15 protein-coding genes are annotated in these 19,734 nt (G+C 53.4%); 7 read left to right on the forward strand and 8 right to left on the reverse strand.

The genetic code is table 11. The annotated features are described in order from the left end of the window. Positions 1-3: 3 nt before the first annotated feature. Positions 4-474, reverse strand: a complete 471-nt coding sequence (locus tag ABIE64_RS03410) for a DUF1489 family protein (RefSeq protein WP_354376630.1) — start codon at positions 472-474, stop codon at positions 4-6. Between the two features lie 163 nt (positions 475-637). Here ABIE64_RS03410 and ABIE64_RS03415 point away from each other — a divergent pair, with 163 nt between their 5' ends. The 6 genes from ABIE64_RS03415 (at position 638) to ABIE64_RS03440 (ending at position 8,151) form a co-directional block, all read left to right on the forward strand. Continuing rightward, on the forward strand, positions 638-931 hold the full coding sequence (locus tag ABIE64_RS03415; RefSeq protein WP_354376631.1) for a DUF2849 domain-containing protein: 294 nt from the start codon (positions 638-640) through the stop codon (positions 929-931). Positions 932-945: 14 nt separating this feature from the next. After that, complete coding sequence (locus ABIE64_RS03420; RefSeq protein WP_354376632.1) at positions 946-2,601, forward strand: nitrite/sulfite reductase; 1,656 nt, start codon at positions 946-948, stop codon at positions 2,599-2,601. Further along, positions 2,588-3,112 (forward strand): DUF934 domain-containing protein, encoded by a 525-nt coding sequence (locus tag ABIE64_RS03425; protein WP_071241163.1) that lies wholly within the window; start codon positions 2,588-2,590, stop codon positions 3,110-3,112. The genes ABIE64_RS03420 and ABIE64_RS03425 overlap by 14 nt, the downstream gene beginning before the upstream one ends. Before the next feature lie 456 nt (positions 3,113-3,568). Further along, on the forward strand, positions 3,569-4,918 hold the full coding sequence (locus tag ABIE64_RS03430; RefSeq protein ID WP_354376633.1) for a hypothetical protein: 1,350 nt from the start codon (positions 3,569-3,571) through the stop codon (positions 4,916-4,918). Positions 4,919-4,952: 34 nt separating this feature from the next. Then, complete coding sequence (locus ABIE64_RS03435) at positions 4,953-6,284, forward strand: MATE family efflux transporter (protein WP_354376634.1); 1,332 nt, start codon at positions 4,953-4,955, stop codon at positions 6,282-6,284. Positions 6,285-6,483: 199 nt separating this feature from the next. Further along, positions 6,484-8,151 carry a methyl-accepting chemotaxis protein gene (locus ABIE64_RS03440; protein WP_071241166.1) on the forward strand — a complete coding sequence of 556 codons (1,668 nt, stop codon included), beginning with the start codon at positions 6,484-6,486 and terminating at the stop codon, positions 8,149-8,151. Here the strand turns inward: ABIE64_RS03440 and ABIE64_RS03445 are convergent. The 7 genes from ABIE64_RS03445 to ABIE64_RS03475 form a co-directional block, all read right to left on the reverse strand. Continuing rightward, positions 8,148-8,597 carry a GNAT family N-acetyltransferase gene (locus ABIE64_RS03445; protein WP_223305140.1) on the reverse strand — a complete coding sequence of 150 codons (450 nt, stop codon included), beginning with the start codon at positions 8,595-8,597 and terminating at the stop codon, positions 8,148-8,150. The two genes, ABIE64_RS03440 and ABIE64_RS03445, sit on opposite strands and share 4 nt — an antisense overlap. 58 nt (positions 8,598-8,655) lie before the next feature. Then, the gene (locus ABIE64_RS03450; RefSeq protein WP_354376635.1) at positions 8,656-9,585 is read right to left on the reverse strand and encodes a hydroxymethylglutaryl-CoA lyase; all 930 of its coding nucleotides are present in this window, start codon (positions 9,583-9,585) and stop codon (positions 8,656-8,658) included. A 1-nt stretch (position 9,586) separates the two neighbouring features. Further along, positions 9,587-11,590: an acetyl/propionyl/methylcrotonyl-CoA carboxylase subunit alpha gene (locus ABIE64_RS03455; protein WP_354376636.1), complete on the reverse strand. Its 2,004-nt coding sequence runs from the start codon at positions 11,588-11,590 to the stop codon at positions 9,587-9,589. A 2-nt stretch (positions 11,591-11,592) separates the two neighbouring features. Further along, on the reverse strand, positions 11,593-12,414 hold the full coding sequence (locus ABIE64_RS03460; RefSeq protein WP_354376637.1) for an enoyl-CoA hydratase/isomerase family protein: 822 nt from the start codon (positions 12,412-12,414) through the stop codon (positions 11,593-11,595). Positions 12,415-12,421: 7 nt separating this feature from the next. Beyond that, a complete protein-coding gene (locus ABIE64_RS03465; RefSeq protein WP_354376638.1) occupies positions 12,422-14,032 on the reverse strand; it encodes a carboxyl transferase domain-containing protein in 1,611 nt (536 codons plus the stop codon). Positions 14,033-14,293: 261 nt separating this feature from the next. Beyond that, entirely contained in the window at positions 14,294-14,902 is a 609-nt protein-coding gene (locus ABIE64_RS03470; RefSeq protein WP_071241171.1) for a 2-hydroxychromene-2-carboxylate isomerase, read from the reverse strand. A gap of 126 nt (positions 14,903-15,028) precedes the next feature. After that, the gene (locus ABIE64_RS03475) at positions 15,029-15,502 is read right to left on the reverse strand and encodes an Lrp/AsnC ligand binding domain-containing protein (protein WP_007090318.1); all 474 of its coding nucleotides are present in this window, start codon (positions 15,500-15,502) and stop codon (positions 15,029-15,031) included. Positions 15,503-15,666: 164 nt separating this feature from the next. Here ABIE64_RS03475 and putA point away from each other — a divergent pair, with 164 nt between their 5' ends. After that, positions 15,667-19,497: a bifunctional proline dehydrogenase/L-glutamate gamma-semialdehyde dehydrogenase PutA gene (gene putA, locus ABIE64_RS03480; protein WP_354376639.1), complete on the forward strand. Its 3,831-nt coding sequence runs from the start codon at positions 15,667-15,669 to the stop codon at positions 19,495-19,497. Positions 19,498-19,734: the final 237 nt, after the last annotated feature.

Raw genomic sequence — 19,734 nt, forward strand, 5'->3', positions numbered from 1 at the left:
GGCTCAGAGAAGGCCGAGCTCGCGCAATTCATCTGCCATGTCTTCGGGAAGTGCTTCTGCGCCACCGGCCTGCTTTTCATCTGGCGGACATTTGTCTTCTGAAAGGTAACGCCACCCCTGAAAGGCGCGGTGCGGCCATGTGCGCGTTTCGAAAAGTTCCGGGTCCAGGACGATGCGGCAATGCTTGATGCGCTCATCGTCAATGAATTCTTCCAGATCGACAATGCGCTGACGTGCGCGAATTGCCCCCTTGATCACCCAATAGATCGATCCGCCGGCCAGTATTTCCGCTTTGCGTTTCGGAGTCATTCGGGTGGTATGATAAATTCGTCCATGAAGGTTCCCGAAATAGGCCTGCCATTGGCGCAGGGTTTCGGGGCTTTCCGTACCAACACTTAGTTTGATCAGATGGAGGGGCATGGTTTGGTCATGTTCTTTCAGGCGAGACAGGATGTTATCTGACCTAGAAGTCATGGGGAATTTGGTCAAGTGCTGAGTATTAATAACATTAATAATTTGTATTTATATGTATTTCACAAAAAAACTTGACCAATAGTCGGTAATCATCCAAATTCTGGTGCAGAAAATGTCCATAGACAGGACATCACCAGAGAGATTTACAGGCTGAGAGAACCGAATGTCCCTGCAAGTTGTCACGGCAAACCGTCTTGATGACGGGTTGGTGGTTTTCCTGACCGCGGAAGGCGGTTGGAGTGAAGACATCGATCAGTCTCGCGTTGCCGACGGAAAAGAGGCGGGTGACGCCTTGCTGGCAGAGGCCAGTGCACCTGAGCTCGATACTGTCATTGTCGGACCTTATCTGATCGAGGTGGAGCAACAGGACGGTGGACTGGTTCCGACAAAATACCGTGAAGTTCTGCGCACCAAGGGTCCCAGTGTGCGGCAGGATCTCGGCTATCAGGCCGGGTAAGGAGAGGATACATCATGTATCGCTATGATGATTTTGACCGCCAGCTGGTGCTGGAACGTACCGAGCAGTTCCGTGAACAGGTAAAACGTCGTCTTTCGGGCGATATTACCGAAGACCAGTTCCGCCCACTGCGCCTGATGAACGGTGTTTACCTTCAACTGCATGCCTACATGCTGCGCGTTGCTGTTCCCTATGGAACGTTGCGCGCGGATCAATTGCGCCAGCTTGGCTATATCGCGCGCCGTTATGACAAGGGATACGGACATTTCACGACCCGGCAGAATATCCAGTATAACTGGCCGAAGCTTGATGAAATTCCCGATGCATTGCTTGATCTTGCCAAGGTCGAAATGCATGCGATCCAGACATCGGGCAACTGCATCCGCAACACGACAACCGACCAGTACGCAGGGGCTGCCGCCGACGAGATCGAAGATCCGCGGCCCTATTGCGAACTGATCCGCCAGTGGTCAACGTTCCATCCGGAATTCACCTATCTGCCGCGCAAATTCAAAATCGCGGTGACCGGGTCGCCAAATGACCGTGCCGCAGTAAAGGTCCATGATATCGGACTTCGCATGCATCAGAATGATGCGGGCGAGGTCGGGTTCGAGGTCATCGTGGGCGGTGGGCTTGGCCGCACGCCATTCGTCGGTAAAACCGTGCGTGACTTTATCGGCAAGAACGATCTGTTTTCGTATCTTGAGGCGATCCTGCGGGTTTATAACCGCTTTGGCCGTCGTGACAATAAGTACAAGGCACGCATCAAAATCCTCGTCCATGAAATCGGGGTCGAGGAAATGCAGCGCCTGGTCGAGGAAGAATGGGCGCAGATCAAGGACGGATCTCTGCGCGTCGATGATGCTGAAATTGCGCATTACATCGAACAGTTCTCCCCTCCGGCATTTGAAACCCTTTCCGACGATGATGCCGAGTTTGAACGTCGTAAGGCCGAAAATCGGGAATTCTCCAACTGGGTGCGTTCGAACGTCATTGCGCATAAGCAACCGGGTTATGCGATTGCCAACGTATCGCTGAAGCCGATTGGTGGTATTCCGGGCGATGCAACCGATACCCAGATGGAACTGGTTGCCGATCTGTCGGAGCAGTACAGTTTTGGTGATGTCCGTGTAACCCACGAACAGAATCTGGTTTTGCCGCACGTGAAAAGAGCCGATTTGTTCTCGCTTTGGGCGGAGCTGAAAAACGCCAATCTGGCAACGGCAAATCTTGGCTATGTTACCGACATCATTTCCTGCCCGGGGCTGGATTATTGCGCACTGGCAACGGCGCGTTCGATCCCGCTGTCACAGCGCATTTCGGAACGGTTTTCTGATCTGGATCGCCAGCATGATATCGGTGAGCTCAAGATCAAGATTTCCGGCTGCATCAATGCCTGCGGGCATCACCATGTTGGTCATATCGGTATTCTGGGCCTCGATAAACGTGGCAAGGAATTCTATCAGATCACCCTTGGTGGCGATGCCAGCGAGAATGCCGAAATCGGCAAAATCGCCGGTGCCGGTTTCTCCGAGGCCGAAGTCGTCGATGCCATTGAAAGTCTGGTGACCAAATATCTTGGCATTCGCGAAACCGGCGAACGTTTTATCGATACCTATCGCCGTGTCGGCATGGACCCGTTCAAGGAGGTGCTTTATGGCGATCGTTAAGAATGACAGTGTGATTGAGCAGGAATGGATCACGCTTGACGCCGAAGCCGACCTTCCGCCGGGCGAGGAAAACATTATCGTGCCGCTCGCGCGTTTTAAGGAAGAACGCGAAACGCTGATCGGCCGCAATGGTGGTCTTGGCGTGCAGCTTAACCCCGGCGATGCGCCGGAAGATCTGGCAAACGATCTGGATCGTCTTTCGATCATCACCGTCAATTTCCCGGCCTATACCGACGGGCGTGGATATTCCTATGCGCGTGTTCTGCGCGAACGTCTTGGTTTCAAGGGTGAACTTCGTGCAATTGGTGACGTGTTGCGCGACCAGATTCTTTACATGCATCGCTGCGGATTTGATGCATATGAGTTGAAAAATGACGACGATGTATCGCTGACAAAAGTGCGCGCCGCATTAAAGGAAATGACGGTTTATTATCAACCGACAGGGGATGGGCGGGTTACGGCTGCATCGCTTCGTGAACGGCGTCGGGCGGCTCTTAAATCGGCGTCCTGATTCCATCTGGTTTGATCAAGCCAGGCTTTAAATAGCATTCCCGTTAAGGCGCCCGTTGCGGGCGTCTTTTCTTTTGCCCTTATAATGCCGGTATTTTCTGTCAGTGATGGCGGTACCCCAGTTGTAATTTCTGGGTAGGGAATTGATATCGGCGGCTCAATGATTATTCTTTTGTATATAAAAAACTGCCCAGAGTTCACCTTTAGAGTGGTGTTGTGATCGGTTTCAAGCTATACACTTATTAGCTGTTTAAGTGCCTTTGCGTGGCAACCATTGTAAAATGCTTGGTTGTCCTTCGGGCTAAAAAGGAGAGCCCGAAAACATCAGTCCCAACAACAGGATGCAATCCTGCCAAGCGGATTGGGGAATTCACGCATCTCCTGACAGTTGGCATCGGTAACGGCCGATGCAAGGAAGCAGGTTCGCATTTCTGGGTTCAACAGGAAAAGGCAACCAATGTCGATTGAGCAAAGCCTGACAGGGATTGGTGATAGCTGCGTGATTACGCGGGATTTTACGCGTTACGATCACGGCTATCAGGACAAGGCGCTCAAATATATCGATTATCTGGGGGCGCTATCGCTGGCGTTGCGTAAATTTTCCGAATATAGCCGGACAATGCTGGCGTCCCAGCAATTGTATATCTACGCCAAATGGCTGGCGCGATACACGGCATACTGGCCGGAACTTGACCAACTTGTCGACAGACTGGAAAACAGCTTTGACGATGTTGACCAAAGCTATGTCGCAACTCAGTCTTCGGTTGATGGTTCGTGGGGGTGGAAATATAACGAATTCCACCACAAATTTGATGCAACCATTGTGCGTTTGCATGAATTGTCCAATGAAGGCCGCGCGCCGCGTTATCCGCTGCATTTCCTAGAACCGATTGCAACGGCTCCGGCAATGCGAAACTATCTGGAAAAGCTTCTTGTTTCCGATATTGCCACCACCGGGCGCAATCAGCGCGATGAATTCGGCAGTGTGATCTGCTGTCTGGCGCAGCTTTGTTTCAAGCCGTCCTTGCGACGCTATGCGCAGAAACATGTGCGCGGCATCGATCTTGATCAAAACTATGTTGATGCCTTCCGCAACTTCCTTGATGAAATCCAGAACCCCGAAACCGGTTACTGGGGCCCTTGGTACATTTCGGATGGCAAAACCCATCGTTATGATGATCTCAGCTATACTTTTCATATCGTGTCATATCGCAAGGGGCGCGTCGGACATTGGTCCGATATCATCCGCACCACTCTTGAAAGCCGCCAGATGGAATATCCGCAAGGATGGCTCAGCCGCGGTGAATTTAATAATCACAACAACTATGATGTCGCGAAAATCTTTCGCTATGGGTGGCCGCATATGCAGTCGGCAGAACGGGCCTTGGCGCGCGAGCAGATTGCCGCCATGCTTGATTGGTGTGTTGGGCATTCCCTTAAGCCCGATGGCAGCTTCGTCCCTGACAGTCGTTTCTATAACTCGCTTGAGTCCTGTTATTATTTTGGTGTCTCGTTTCTGGACGAAGTTGGATATTTTCAGCCTTCTAAACGTTTCTGGACCCAGCAGAAATTTCCTTATGCGCCGGTTTTGCAGTCTCGCATCGGGCGCAAGCTGGAAGAGTTCGATGCCGAAAATCCGAGCGTGATTGCCGCCAAATGGAAAATCGGCCCGGATGCCGCCAGAATATCGGCATCGTCAGTGAACCGCGAAGGACTTTCACGTATGCCGCTGCTTTCCGGGGATGATTGTGCAACCACCGAAGAACGCGAATTTGAATTTATCCTGCGGCCAAATAATGATGGCTGAACGCGCTTCTCAGCTCTGCATAGTGTGAAATTCGATGGCTATGCAGTCGCAATATTTTGTCTCGGGTTCAATCCTGCGTCACATCTTTTCAATGGCGCATACCAGCATGCTTGCGCTGGTGGCGATGGTTCTGGTTGATGCGCTTGATCTGTTTTTCCTGAGCCTTCTGAGGGATGTGGAAATCATTGCTGGTCTTGGCTTTGCCTGGCCGATTATCTTTTTCACACTTGCCGTGTCGCTTGGCATATCGACCGCAATGACAGCACTTGTTTCCCGTGCCGAGGGGCTTGGTGATCGGGACCGGGCAAAAGTCTATGCTACACATGTTCTGGTATTCGGTCTTGTGCTATCGGGCGTGATGACGGTCGTCTTGTGGCTGTCGGCACCTTGGATGCTTGATATGTTCGGGGCGACCGGCAAGGCCCGTGATATCGGCATCACTTATGTACAGATCGTGATCCTGTGCTTGCCGGTTCTGGTGCTTAGCATGTCATCGGGCGCGTTGTTGCGTGCCATCGGGGCAAAGCAGCGCGCCATGTGGTCGAAAATGGCCGGGGCGGCGGTCAATGCAGTCCTCGATCCGATTTTCATCTTTGGTTTTGATTGGGGTGTCGAAGGGGCGGCATGGGCAACCGTCGTGTCACGGATCGTAATCATGGCAGTTGCCTTTTACGGTGTTCGAAACGTTCATCACATGCTTGGCCTGTTTGATGCGAATCTTTTCCGCAAGGACATCCGCGATATTGCCCGTGTAACCGTACCAGTAGGATTGGCAAAGGTTGGCCCGCCAATTGCCAGCGCCTTTATCATGTCCAGCATGGCAAAGTATGGGCCCGATGCGGTGGCCGCCATGGCGATCATTGAACGTATCGCGCCATTCGTCTTTGTTGGCTACATGGCGTTACCCCAGGCAATCGGCCCGATCATCGGCCAGAATTTTGCTGCGGCAAAGGCCGAACGGGTGCGTAGCATCTGGCATAATGTCTGGGCACTGGTGGCGGTTTACGGGGTTATTGTCTGCGCTGCCCTGTTCCTGTTTCAAAGCCAGATTGCGGTGCTTTTCAGCGCGACCGATCAAACAACGGCGTATCTATCGATTTTTTGCAGTTTTACAGCCCCCTTTTATATGTTCCTCGGTCTGCAATTTTCATCACATACCTTTTTTAACGTTACCGGGCGCCCCAATCTCGCGATGATCTTCGATCTTGCGAAGGAACTGCTGGGGGTGATCCCGCTGGTATGGCTTGGCAGTTATTATTTGGGCGCAACCGGTGTTTTGTTCGGGCAGGCCGCCGGAATTGTTCTTTTTGGAACCATCACCGGAATCGTCAGTTACCGTCTGGCCCGCCGCATGGGGGGCATCTGATAGGGAGGGTGGCTTGCAGACAGCTTATGGTAGTTCTAAGATTTTATAACCAAAGAATATTCCGCTGACGGCGCTCAATGCCCTGAAAATGGCCCGCTAAAGTGCGGTTTTCTTTTGCTGTCTGAACACAGCTGTTCTGGTTGAATTTATTCCATACCAAACAACATAAAGGAGTGCGTCTGCATCTTTGGAGGGAAACATGTTAATTTTAAAAAGACTTAAAATAGCGCCTAAAATCTTTGGTGGCTTCGGGCTCGTTCTTTTGCTTCTGGTGTCGATATCCATACTGGGGTTCGTCACGTTAACCGGGATAGGTAGCGATTTTGATAGATACCGATCTATTGCAATACAGTCTAACGAGGCAGGCCGGGTACAGGCCAACATGCTCGAAGCCAGGGTTGGCGTTAGAGACTATCTGCTGACCGGGCGGCAAACAGCCATCAGCACTGTGCTCACGCGTCTGCAAACAGCATCTGAATTGAATGAAAAACTCGGCACGCTGGTTGATCAGGGTGCGCGAAAAGCCCTCATCGAGGAAACGAACGATGATTTGGCTGACTATCTTCAAGTCTTTCAATCAGTTGTCAAAATTCCGGCTGGTGATCCTCAAAGAGACCAGCTTGTTATTGAAGGTCTGGACCGTATCGGTCCAGAGGTTGCATCCAATCTTGAAAACCTGAAACTTGAAATCAGGCAAGAGCAGGATAAGCTCGGGCCGATGGTTACCGAGGATATCCAGAATACCATCATGCTTGTGACGTCAATTTCAGTTGCTGCGGTGGTTTGCGGTATTGGTGCTGCTTGGCTGATTGGGACGGGAATATCCAATCCTATCCGGAATATTACGGAAGCCATGACGGTTCTTGCCGCCGGCGATAAAGAAACACCAATCCCCGGGCAGGATCATAAGGATGAAATCGGCGATATGGCCAAAGCCGTGCTGGTTTTCAAAGAAAACATGATCCGGGCTGAACAGCTTGCCGCACAGGAGGCCGAGGCACAAAAGCGAAGAGAAGCCCGCGTGAAAGTCATCGAGAAGCTTACCAATGATTTCGATGCCGACATGTCTCTGGTGCTGAAAAGCGTATCATCTGCGGCAACAGAAATGCAGGCAACAGCTTCATCTATGACAGCAACGGCAGAAGAAACCAATCGTCAGTCAACTGTGGTCGCAGCGGCGGCTGAACAGGCATCCAACAATGTTCAAACCGTTGCGAGTGCATCCGAGGAATTGAGTGCTTCGATTTCGGAGATCAGTCATCAGGTCAATCAATCATCGCAAGTTGCAAACAAGGCTGTTTCCGAGGCGGAAAATACCAATGCTCAGGTACGCGGCCTTGCGGAAGCTGCCCAGAAGATTGGTGATGTGGTTGGGTTGATTAGCGATATTGCTGCGCAGACCAACCTTTTGGCATTGAATGCAACGATTGAAGCTGCGCGGGCAGGTGAGGCAGGGAAAGGTTTTGCTGTTGTTGCTGCCGAGGTCAAAAATCTCGCAAACGCGACATCAAAAGCAACCGAAGAGATTACTGCCCAGATCACAGGAATTCAGGCGGAAACAGAAGGTGCGGTGGTTGCGATTGACTCTATTGGCGGTACGATTGCTGAGATCAGCGAAATTGCGGCAACGATTGCAAGTGCTGTGGAACAGCAGGGGGCTGCCACCGAAGAAATCACCCGAAATGTTCAGCAAGCATCAGCCGGAACAAGCGAGGTAACCGAAAACATTCATGGTGTTAACGAGGCGGCGACATCAACCGGCGCCGCTGCCGAGCAAGTGTTGAATGCATCGGGTGAGCTGTCTGAGCAGGCAGAAACCTTGCGTCTGAAAGTTGAATCTTTCCTGACAGCGGTCAAGGCAGCTTAATCTTCGTTTTGTTTAAACTGCATCAACACACACGGACCATCGCCGGTTTCATATTCGGTATTACCGATGAAACCGGCGGCCTCGTAACTTTTTCGCGCCCGCACATTTTCCGGATCCGGGTCAATCGCGACCATTGGTGCGCCGCGTTCGATCAGCATTTGCGCCAATAATCGCAAAAACATTTTGCCGTGGCCGCATCCCATCATGTCGGGCACGCCAATGAAGGCATCAATGCATCGTGTACCCTTGGGAAGGTGAGCAAAATGGGGCTGCGGCCATTGATGCGCGTCATAATGCTGGGCAAAGGCGAATGGTCGATTGCGATAGGATACAATGAGCGTCGCCATTTCCGGCAGTTCGATATCCTCGGTGATCAGTTCGATCTGCTCGTCCGGTGCACCCCACCATCGCGCCACTTCGGGTACCCGCAACCAGCGTCGTATCATGGGCAAATCGCTGGGGACGGCCCGCCGGAAACGATATGTCTCGGCGGCGGCCATGCGATCAGATCCCGACAGTGTCGCGTTTGGCAGCAAGCGCCAGATTGGCCTTTGATCCGGACTGGCGGCCGATTTTTCCGGTAATCCAGCTACCTGTTTCGGCAAGCTTTTCAAGGTCGACACCGGTTTCGATGCCAAGACCGTTCAGCATATAGACGACGTCTTCGGTCGCAACATTGCCACTGGCCCCTTTGGCATAGGGGCATCCGCCAAGACCGGCGACGGAGCTATCAATCGTGGCAACCCCCATCTGCAATACGGCCAGAAGATTTGCCAATGCCTGGCCATATGTATCATGGAAGTGGGCGGCAAGTTTTTCGATGGCAACCTGATTTGCAACGGCTTCGATCATGGCCTGTGCTTTGCCCGGTGTGCCGGTGCCGATGGTATCGCCCAGACTGATTTCATAAGCCCCCATATCAAACAGGGCTTTGGCGACGTCTGTAACCTTCTGTGGGGCAATTTCACCCTCGTAAGGGCATCCGAGAACACAGGAAACATACCCGCGCACGGCGATGTTGGCATCACGCGCTGCGGCGACCATCGGACGGAACCGATCAAGGCTCTCAGCGATGGAACAATTGATATTCTTCTGCGAAAAGCTCTCCGATGCCGCACCAAAAACTGCAACTTCGGTTGCACCTGCTGCGATGGCGGCTTCAAGCCCTTTGAGGTTGGGGGCCAGAACCGGATAGGTGACGCCCGGTTTACGCAAAATACGGGCCATGACGTCGGATGCATCGGCCATTTGTGGGACCCATTTCGGGCTGACAAAGGCGGTGGCTTCGATCACCGAAAGGCCTGCATTGCAAAGGCGATGGATCAGTTCGACCTTGATGTTGGTCGCAACCATCACCTTTTCGTTCTGCAACCCGTCACGCGGACCGACTTCAACGATTTTGACATGCGTGGGCAAGCCCGAAAGGCGGGGCATTCTATTCGGCCTCCTCGATGGCGATCAATTCCGCGCCATCATCAACCTGATCGCCAACGGCAAAGAATATCTCGCGGACCGAGCCCGAAACCGGTGCTGAAATAGTGTGTTCCATTTTCATTGCTTCCATCACCACAAGCTTGTCGCCTGCGGCAACAGATTGCCCCGGTTCCGCCAGCACGGCAATGATTTTACCCGGCATCGGCGCTGTTAACCCGCCACCGGCACCTTCCTGCCCGCCTGCGGCGGCAACCGGATCAAAAATCTCCAACCGGTCGGAACGTCCATCGCGGAAGATCGTCAGTCGATTGCCATCGTGAAGGACACTTGCGCGTTTGCGCACCTGATCAAGTGTTGCATGAATGGTCCCATCACTGCCGAATTCGGCATGGGCCGTAACCGAATTGCCGTCAGGCATATCGATGACATAACCGTGCGTGCGGTAATGCACCCTGATTTTCAGTTCTGCACCGTCATGGCGCAGGATCAGATTATGGTGGTTGTCATCATTCATCCGCCATCCCGATGTGCTGTGCCACGGGGAATAGGGGTCGCTGCTTTGCGCCGCATGGCTTTTGGCCTCGGCATCGCGACGCATCAGAATATCAAGGGTGGCAAAGGCCAATGCGTCATTATCAGGCACCGCAGGGGCAGGGATCAGATCGTCAAGATACTGGCCGATGAAACCGGTTTCGACTTCGCCGCGTTCAAAGGCCGGATGACGCGCAATATTGGCAAGAAAACCGGTATTGGTTGTTACGCCGACAATCTGTACATCGTTAAGTGCGGTTGCCATCCGGCGCAGTGCCGATATGCGATCCGTATCCCAGGTGATCAGCTTTGCGATCATCGGGTCATAATGAATGGAAACCTCGCCGCCTTCGTAAACGCCGGTATCTACTCGCACGTGACCATTGGCTGCGGGCATGCGCATATGCACAAGTGTGCCGGTGGCGGGCAGGAAATCATTATGCGGGTCTTCGGCATACAGTCGGACTTCGAAGGCATGGCCGTTAATGGTCAGTTCTTCCTGTGCCTTGGGCAGCTTTTCACCGTCAGCAACACGCAATTGCCATTCAACAAGGTCTTCGCCGGTGATCATCTCGGTCACTGGATGTTCTACCTGAAGGCGTGTGTTCATTTCCATGAAATAGAACGCTCCAGACGCATCTAGCAGGAATTCGACCGTACCAGCCCCCTGATAACCAATCGCCTTTGCGGCATCAACGGCGGCCTTGCCCATCTGTGCCCGAAGATCTTCGGGCATGTTCGGGGCCGGGGCCTCTTCAATGACTTTCTGGTGGCGACGTTGCAGGGAACAGTCGCGTTCAAACAGGTAAACCGCATTGCCATGACTATCGGCAAAGACCTGAATTTCAACATGGCGTGGTTTGACGATCAGCTTTTCAATCAGGCAATGATCGTCGCCAAAGCTGCTGGCGGCTTCTCGTTTGCAACTGACAAGGGCATCCTTGAAATCGACGGGTTTTTCAACCGCCCGCATGCCTTTGCCGCCGCCACCCGCCGATGCCTTGATCAGAACCGGATATCCGATCTTGTCTGCTTCTGCGGCCAGAATATCCGGGTCCTGATCTTCGCCGTGATAACCGGGAACCAGCGGAACACCCGCCTTGCCCATGATTTTCTTGGCTTCGGATTTCGATCCCATCGCGCGGATCGCACTTGCCGGTGGGCCAACAAAGACGCAGCCCGCTTTTTCAAGGGCATCTGCAAACCCTGCATTTTCCGACAGGAAACCATAACCCGGGTGAACCGCATCTGCCCCCGATTGTGCAATGACATCAAGCAAACGATCAACGCGCAAATAGCTGTCTTTCGGGGCTGGACCGCCGATGTGATAGGCCTCGTCGGCCCGTTGGACATGCAGGGCATTGGCATCCGCGTCGGAATAAACCGCGACGGTTTGGATGCCCATGCGGCGTGCGGTTTCAATCACGCGGCAGGCAATTTCACCACGGTTGGCGATCAGTATTTTGCGCGGCATGATTAATTCTCACTCCACTTCGCGGGGCGTTTTTCAAGAAATGCACTGACACCTTCACGGCCTTCGGCACTTGCGCGCTGATCGGCAATACGTCGTGCGGTATCGTCAATGACATCATCGTCAATCGGTTTGTTGGCAACCGCATAAATCAGCGATTTTGCTGCATCCATGGCACCCGGGCCATTCGCCAGCAAAAGCTTTGCCATGGCGTCGCCACGCGCTATCAGATCGTCACCTGAAACAATTTCATGGACCAATCCGATGGCGTGGGCGGTAGCGGCATCAAAACGCTCCGCTGTCAGAAAATAACGACGGGCGTGCGAGACGCCAATGGCCTCAACCACATAGGGAGAAATAACCGCTGGGATCAGGCCCAGTTTGACCTCTGACAGGCAGAAACTGGCGCGATCAGACGCAATCACAATGTCGCAACATGCTGCCAGCCCAACCCCACCACCAAAGGCCGCCCCGTTGATGAGCCCGATGGTTGGTTTTGACGCAAAGTTCAAAACCTTCATCAGTTTTGCAAGCTTGCGGGAATCTTCAAGATTTTCGTCATGGCTGTAACCGGCCATGCGCTTCATCCAATTCAGGTCGGCCCCGGCAGAAAAGCTTTTGCCAGCGCCGGACAGAATGATTACCCGCACAAGCGGGTCGGCATTCAGCGATTCCAGCTTGGCCGTCAGATCGCCGATCAGGATATCATCAAACGCGTTGTGGATTTCCGGACGGTTCAGCGTGATGCGGGCAACGCCCGATGCGCTGATCTGGCACATCACGGCATCGGTTGATGGATTGGTGTTATCGGTGTTTACATTGCTCATGCCAGCCTCACATCCGGAACACGCCAAAGCGCGTTTCCTCGACCGGTTTGTTAAGTGCTGCCGAAAGACCAAGGCCAAGAACCATGCGGGTATCCGCCGGATCAATCACCCCATCGTCCCAAAGTCGCGCAGACGCGTAATAGGGATGACCCTGTTCTTCATACTGGTCGCGGATCGGGCCTTTGAAGGCTTCCTGTTCTTCTATGGGCCATGTTTCACCGCGCTTTTCCTGTGCATCGGCGCGGATTTGGGTCAAAACATTTGCCGCCTGTTCCCCGCCCATGACTGAAATTCTTGCATTTGGCCACATCCAAAGGAAGCGGGGGCTATAAGCACGGCCACACATGCCATAGTTGCCCGCACCAAATGATCCACCGATCAGGACGGTAAATTTGGGAACCTTGGCGGTCGCAACGGCGGTCACAAGCTTTGCACCATCCTTGGCAATGCCGCCACTTTCATATTTGCGTCCGATCATGAAGCCTGTGATGTTTTGCAAGAAGACCAGTGGAATACCGCGCTGGCAACACAGTTCGATGAAATGCGCACCTTTAAGCGCACTTTCGGAAAACAGGATGCCGTTATTGGCAATGATCCCGACCGGATAGCCGAAAATGCGGGCAAAGCCGGTAACCAGTGTCGTACCATACTGGGCCTTGAATTCATCAAAGTCCGATCCGTCTACGATGCGGGCAATGACTTCGCGCACGTCGTAGGGTTTCTTGGAATCGCTTGGAATAACGCCATAAATTTCGCGCGGGTCATAGGCGGGGTCGCGCGGCGTGGTCAGGGTCAAACCGGGATTTTTCGTCCAGTTCAGGTTCTTGACGATATTGCGCGCAATCGACAATGCGTGGGCATCGTCCTGTGCATAGTGATCGGTCACGCCCGATGTCTTGCAATGAACATCCGCACCGCCAAGGTCCTCGGCTGAGACAACTTCGCCGGTTGCGGCCTTCACCAGGGGCGGGCCGCCCAAGAAAATCGTGCCCTGTTTACGAACGATAATGCTTTCGTCGGACATGGCCGGTACATAGGCACCACCCGCCGTACAGGACCCCATGACAACCGCGATTTGCGGAATGCCTTTGGAAGACATGGTTGCCTGATTGAAAAAGATGCGGCCGAAATGGTCGCGATCCGGGAAAACATCATCCTGCCGTGGCAGGTTCGCCCCGCCGCTATCGACCAGATAAATGCAGGGCAGATTGTTTTCGAGCGCGATTTCCTGCGCGCGAAGGTGCTTCTTCACCGTCATCGGGTAATAGGAGCCGCCTTTGACCGTGGCATCATTGGCAACGATGACGCATTCAACGCCTGAAACCCGACCAATCCCGGTGATGATGCCCGCAGCAGGAACGTCTTCATCCTCATACATGCCATAGGCGGCAAGCTGTGACAGTTCAAGGAACGGGGACCCGATATCCAGCAATTGACGGATACGTTCACGGGGCAGAAGTTTGCCGCGCCCTGTGTGCCGGTCGCGCGCGCGTTCACCACCGCCAAGTTTGATCTGCGTGATCTGATCACGCAGATCGGCAACCAGTTGTTCCATCTGTTCGGCATTGTTGCGGAAATCTTCCGAGCGGGGATTTATCGCAGATTTCAGAACCGTCATCGTCAATTGACACCGTTTGTTGCCGGGGCTGTTTATGCAAGGAAACGGCCCCGTGATGAATGGCGTTTATGACTGCTGTTATGGTGGAAGTTTACGTAAACGTCAAGATTAAATAGGTAATCCAGTACCGAATTTACGTATATCAAAAATGGACAGTATATTGGGATCGCGAAATGATATTTCGAGTGAGGGAAAGTGTCGCAAAATTCGTATATATTTTAATTGGTTATGGATTTTTGATGGGCACGTTTTCTGATCGGATCAGTCGTCGATCTGCTTGCGCAGTTTGATCCAGCGTTCAAGATGTTCAAGCCGGTCATTGCCAAAAAATGCTTCGTCTTCATAGAAAAAGAACGGCGACCCGAAGGCGCCGCGTGCGATGGCTTCGTCGGTAACTTCGCGGACGTGTTGTTTCCATTTCGGGTTTTCGACGGCAGCGCGGATTTCCCCCGCATTGATGGAGTGCCGGGTGGCTGTGGCAAAGACAACTTCCGGGTCCGACATATCAAGCCCGTCGGCAAAATATCCGCGATAGACATCCTTGGCGAACTTGATCGCCAATGCGGGCTTGGTTGATGCAATCCAGTAATAGGCGCGGGTCGGGACCAGTGCGGCATAGGGGAATTTTTCGGGGATGCAGAATGGCGTGTTCTGCATCTTTGCGCAGCGTTCCATGTCGTGCCTGAAATAGTCGCCGCGGATTGGCTGGTCCAGCAGCGGGCTTTGTCCAGTCTGCTTGAAGGCTGCCCCGATCATGAATGGATACCAATTGACCGTAACGCCGGTTCTGGCCTCAAAGGCGTCTATGCGCTCCGCCGCAAGGTAACCATAGGGTGACGAGAAATCGAAATAGAAAGTGACTTCCGACATGTTGTGGGGCCCGTAAATAATGACGCGAAACGGTGTGCCACGTGGCGATACCGGCAAAGCCATCGGCAGGATGGCTTGGTCATAGTGTGCCACTAAGCATTTGTATTGCAATAAAAATGATGGAATTTACGGGATCGTTATGCCGGGGCGGACTTTTACTTCTTCCATGACGACATATGTATGAGTCTGGCTCACGCCCTGAACCGAAGACAGGCGTTCAAGGAATTCACGATAGGCATACATATCAGCAACCCGCAGTTTCATCAGGTAATCAAAACCACCTGCCACCATGTGGCATTCTTCGATTTCCGGCAATTTGCGGATCGCGGTTGCGAAAACGTCAAACACGTCCGGGGTTGTTCGATCAAGCGTGATTTCGACGAAAACCACCAGCGACTGGTTAAGCTTACGGGGATCGAGCAGGGCCATATAGCCGGTGATGAAGCCGTGTTGTTCAAGGCGACGGACACGTTCAAGGCAAGGTGTCGGGCTAAGATTGACGCGGCGTGACAGTTCGACATTCGACATGCGTCCGTCGTTTTGAAGTTCGCGCAGGATCTGTTTGTCGATCTTGTCCAGGCTTTTATGATTCTTCTGCATTTCTATCTATTAACCAGTGATAATGACTGCACTAAAAGTTTTTCTGTGGATGATATATCGTATTTTTAGCGAAAATGGCAGCACATTTTTTGAGTGCATATATATTGTCTGTGGCCACATGAGGAGAAAACTCTGCGTTCCCATAAGGAACCGGAGGATCGCATTTGCAGGGAGAAGCCATCGCCATGTTTCGCATTGATATGCCCCAGGCTAACGAAATCCGCGCCAAAATTCGCGAAACCTATCGCACTGACGAAGAAGCCGTTGTCGAGCGCATGATCAATGCCGCCCGACTGGCACCCGAGCAGTCAGCCCGTGTTCAGGATCGCGCCTATCAGTTGGTCGCCCGTGTCCGCAAAGCCGACAATGGCAAAAGCGGCATCGATGCACTGCTTCATGAATATGAGCTATCCAGCAAGGAAGGCGTCATCCTGATGTGCCTTGCAGAGGCACTTTTGCGCGTTCCCGATGCGGTGACCGCTGATAAACTTATTCAGGACAAGCTGTTTGACGCCAACTGGCAAAGCCATCTGGGCCATTCCGACAGCTTCTTTGTCAATGCATCGACCTGGGGGCTGATGCTGACGGGGAAGGTGATCAAGTTCGGCAAGGCGGAAAAGGCCGATCCGGGCGCATTGCTTAAGCGCATGATCGCACGTTCGGGTGAACCGGTCATCCGTAAGGCATTCAACCATGCCATGCGCATTATGGGGCGTCAGTTCGTTATGGGCCGCACAATCGCAGAGGCCGCCGAACGGGCAAAAGCAAACGAAGAAAAAGGCTATCGTTATTCCTATGACATGCTGGGCGAGGCCGCCCGCACCATGGAAGATGCTGATCGCTATTTCAAATCCTATGTTGATGCGATCAACGATATTGGCAAGGTCGCCAATAACCGTGGCCCGATCAACAGCCCGGGTATCTCGGTAAAACTTTCCGCGATCCATCCGCGTTACGATTTCGCCAATTATGACCGTGTCATGAATGAACTTGTGCCGCGCCTCAAACAGCTTGCGCTACTGGCCAAGAAATATGACATCGGTTTCACCGTCGATGCCGAGGAAGCCAACCGCCTGGACCTGTCACTTGATGTGATCGGGGCGGTCTTTGCCGACCCTGATCTTGATGGCTGGGAAGGCTATGGTTTGGCGGTGCAGGCCTATCAAAAACGGGCGTATCACGTGCTTGAATGGCTTGCCGACCTGTCGGTCAAGGTTGGCCGCAAAATGATGGTGCGCCTTGTCAAAGGGGCCTATTGGGATACCGAGGTCAAAAACAGTCAGGAAAACGGATTCGAAGGTTATCCGGTCTTTACCCGCAAGGCAGCAACCGATGTTTCCTATCTGGCGTGCGCGCGTTTCATGCTGTCGCGTCGTGATGCATTTTATTGCCAGTTCGCCAGCCACAATGCCCACACGGTGGCATCGGTTCTGGAAATGGCCGGCAATGACCGGACATTTGAATTCCAGCGGCTGCATGGCATGGGAGAAGCCCTTTACGAACAGATCGTCGATAGAAACGGTGAAAACGTGCCGTGCCGTGTTTATGCACCGGTTGGCACCCACGAGGATTTGCTGGCCTATCTCGTCCGCCGTTTGCTTGAAAATGGTGCCAATACCAGCTTTGTAAACCGCATTCAGGACGAGCAGCTCCCGATTGAGGAAATGATTGCCGATCCGGTGGAAAAGATGGCCGCCCTGCCACGCAAGGCCCATCCGAAAATTCCGGCACCGATTGATCTTTATGGTGTGGGGCGCGTCAATTCCAAGGGCATTGATCTGACCGATACGACCAAGCTTCTGCCGCTGGCGGAAAAGCTGGCCTCGATTCAGGGTAAAATCTGGCATGCTGCGCCGCTGATTGATGGCAAGCTTGTCTCGGGCGAGGCTATTGATGTCCTCAATCCGTCAAACCGGAACGAAAAAGTCGGCGAACTGGTTCAGGCCGGTGAAGCCGATGTCGAGGCCGCGATTGTTGCCGCCTCCAAAGGTTATGAAATCTGGAACAAGACCGCGGCGACTGAGCGTGCCGCGTGCCTGCGCCGTCTTGGTGATCTTCTTGAAGACAACATGGACGAATTCATCGCGCTCTGTCAGCGCGAAGCAGGAAAGCTCTATTCCGACGGTGTTGCCGAAGTACGCGAAGCTGTCGATTTCTGCCGTTATTATGCCAACAGGGCAGAAGAAAGCTTCCGCGAGGGCAGCATCCTTGAAGGGCGCGGCATTTTCGTCTGCATCAGTCCGTGGAACTTCCCGCTTGCGATTTTCCTGGGCCAGGTCAGTGCTGCACTTGCCGCCGGGAATGCCGTGATTGCCAAACCGGCCGAACAGACGTCGCTTGTCGCGGCTAAGGCCGCCGAACTTATTCTTGCTGCGGGCGTGCCGGGGGCGGCATTCACGCTGTTGCCGGGGCCGGGCCGGGTGATTGGCAACATCCTGATCAATGACCCGCGTATTGCGGGGGTGGCATTTACCGGTTCGACTGAAACGGCGCAGGTCATAAATCAGGCGCTGGCAAAGCGCCCGGGTGTTCCGTTGCCTTTGATCGCCGAAACCGGTGGCCAGAATGCGATGATTGTCGATTCAACCGCATTGCCGGAACAGGTTGTTCAGGATGCGATCATTTCCGGATTCCAGTCCGCCGGGCAGCGTTGCTCGGCCCTGCGCGTCTTGTTCGTTCAGGAAGACATCGCCGATAAACTTTGCCACATGCTGGTCGGGGCGATGAAGGAACTGCGTGTTGGTGACCCGAAATTTCTTGATATCGACGTCGGACCGGTAATTGACGAAAAATCGCGCAAAAACCTTGTCGCGCATGCCGAACGCATGACCAAGGAAGCCAAGCTGCTGCATGCCTGTAACATCTTGCCCGAATGCAATGACGGCACGTTCTTTGCCCCGCATTGCTTCGAAATTCCGTCGCTTGATGTTCTTGAACGTGAGGTGTTTGGCCCGGTTGTTCACGTTGTTCGCTACAAGGCGCGCAATCTGGACACAGTTCTCGATCAGATCAATGCGTCCGGTTATGGCCTGACCATGGGCATCCATTCCCGTATCGACAGCACCGTGCGCCAGATTTCGCAAAAGCTGCGTGTTGGCAACTGCTATGTGAACCGCAACATGATTGGGGCTGTTGTTGGCGTGCAGCCGTTCGGCGGTCAGGGTAAATCTGGTACCGGCCCGAAAGCAGGCGGTCCGCACTATGTCGAACGCTTTGCCAAGCCGGTGACTGAAGCCGGTCAAAAGGCCGCTGGTAGTGCCGCCATTGCCGATGACCGCTCGCCTATCGTGATTAAGACATCGCTGGCAGACGAGGAATACCGCTTCCTGCAGGCAGCACAGGTCAAATGGCAGGCGACGGATGGCAATGAACGTGTTCGTCTTCTGGAAAATTTCGCGGCCAAACTGGCAGCCGCCCCGGTCAGCGAATTGTCGGAAAATGCCGAACTGATCGCGAATTTTGCCGCAATTTCGGAAAACGGCTTTGTTGCGCCGACCCGGATGCCCGGGCCGACCGGTGAAACCAACGACCTTTATATGCTGGGACGTGGTGTCTATCTGGTTCAGGCCGAAAAGGATGCCGAGCCATCCCGGATTATCCGTCATATCGCCGCAGCCCTTGCTGCGGGCAATGCGGTAATTGTGGCAGGCGATCAGAAATGGCTTGGTGATCTTCCGGTATTTGCGCTCGAAGCAGGCCTCCCGATAAAGCTTATCGGCGTTGTGTCATCTAAGGTCGGCATTGCCGTGATGTATGATGGCGATGTCGCCGGTGTGTCCTGTGTTGCGCCGCTTGATCGTGTAACGGCTTTCAAGCAGCTTCTGGCAAAACGTGACGGGGCGATCCTGTCGCTGATTTCCGATAGCGGTGCTGACGATGACGGTGCGTTGCCTGACGAAACATTCCTGCATCGTTTTGCGACCGAAAAAACCATTACCATCAATACGACGGCGGCGGGCGGCAACGCATCACTGATGTCGATGGAAGAAAACTGATCTTACGGATCGCTATATCCGTCACCAGAGACCGGGGTATATCGCCCCGGTCTCAGACTGCTGACAAAGTCCTCGCCATTGGCGGGGACTTTTGATTCAATGGGGAATGCTTAAGAAACCCAGCCCACATCAAACCGAACTAGAGATGGTGACACTCGACAGTTTGGTCCCCAGCGATCATTTGCTTCGTAAGATCGATGCCGTGATCGATTTCAGTTTTATCCATGCGCGCGTGGC

Origin of the sequence: Thalassospira sp. MBR-102 (assembly GCF_040549275.1) — a bacterium.
Lineage (GTDB): Bacteria > Pseudomonadota > Alphaproteobacteria > Rhodospirillales > Thalassospiraceae > Thalassospira > Thalassospira xiamenensis.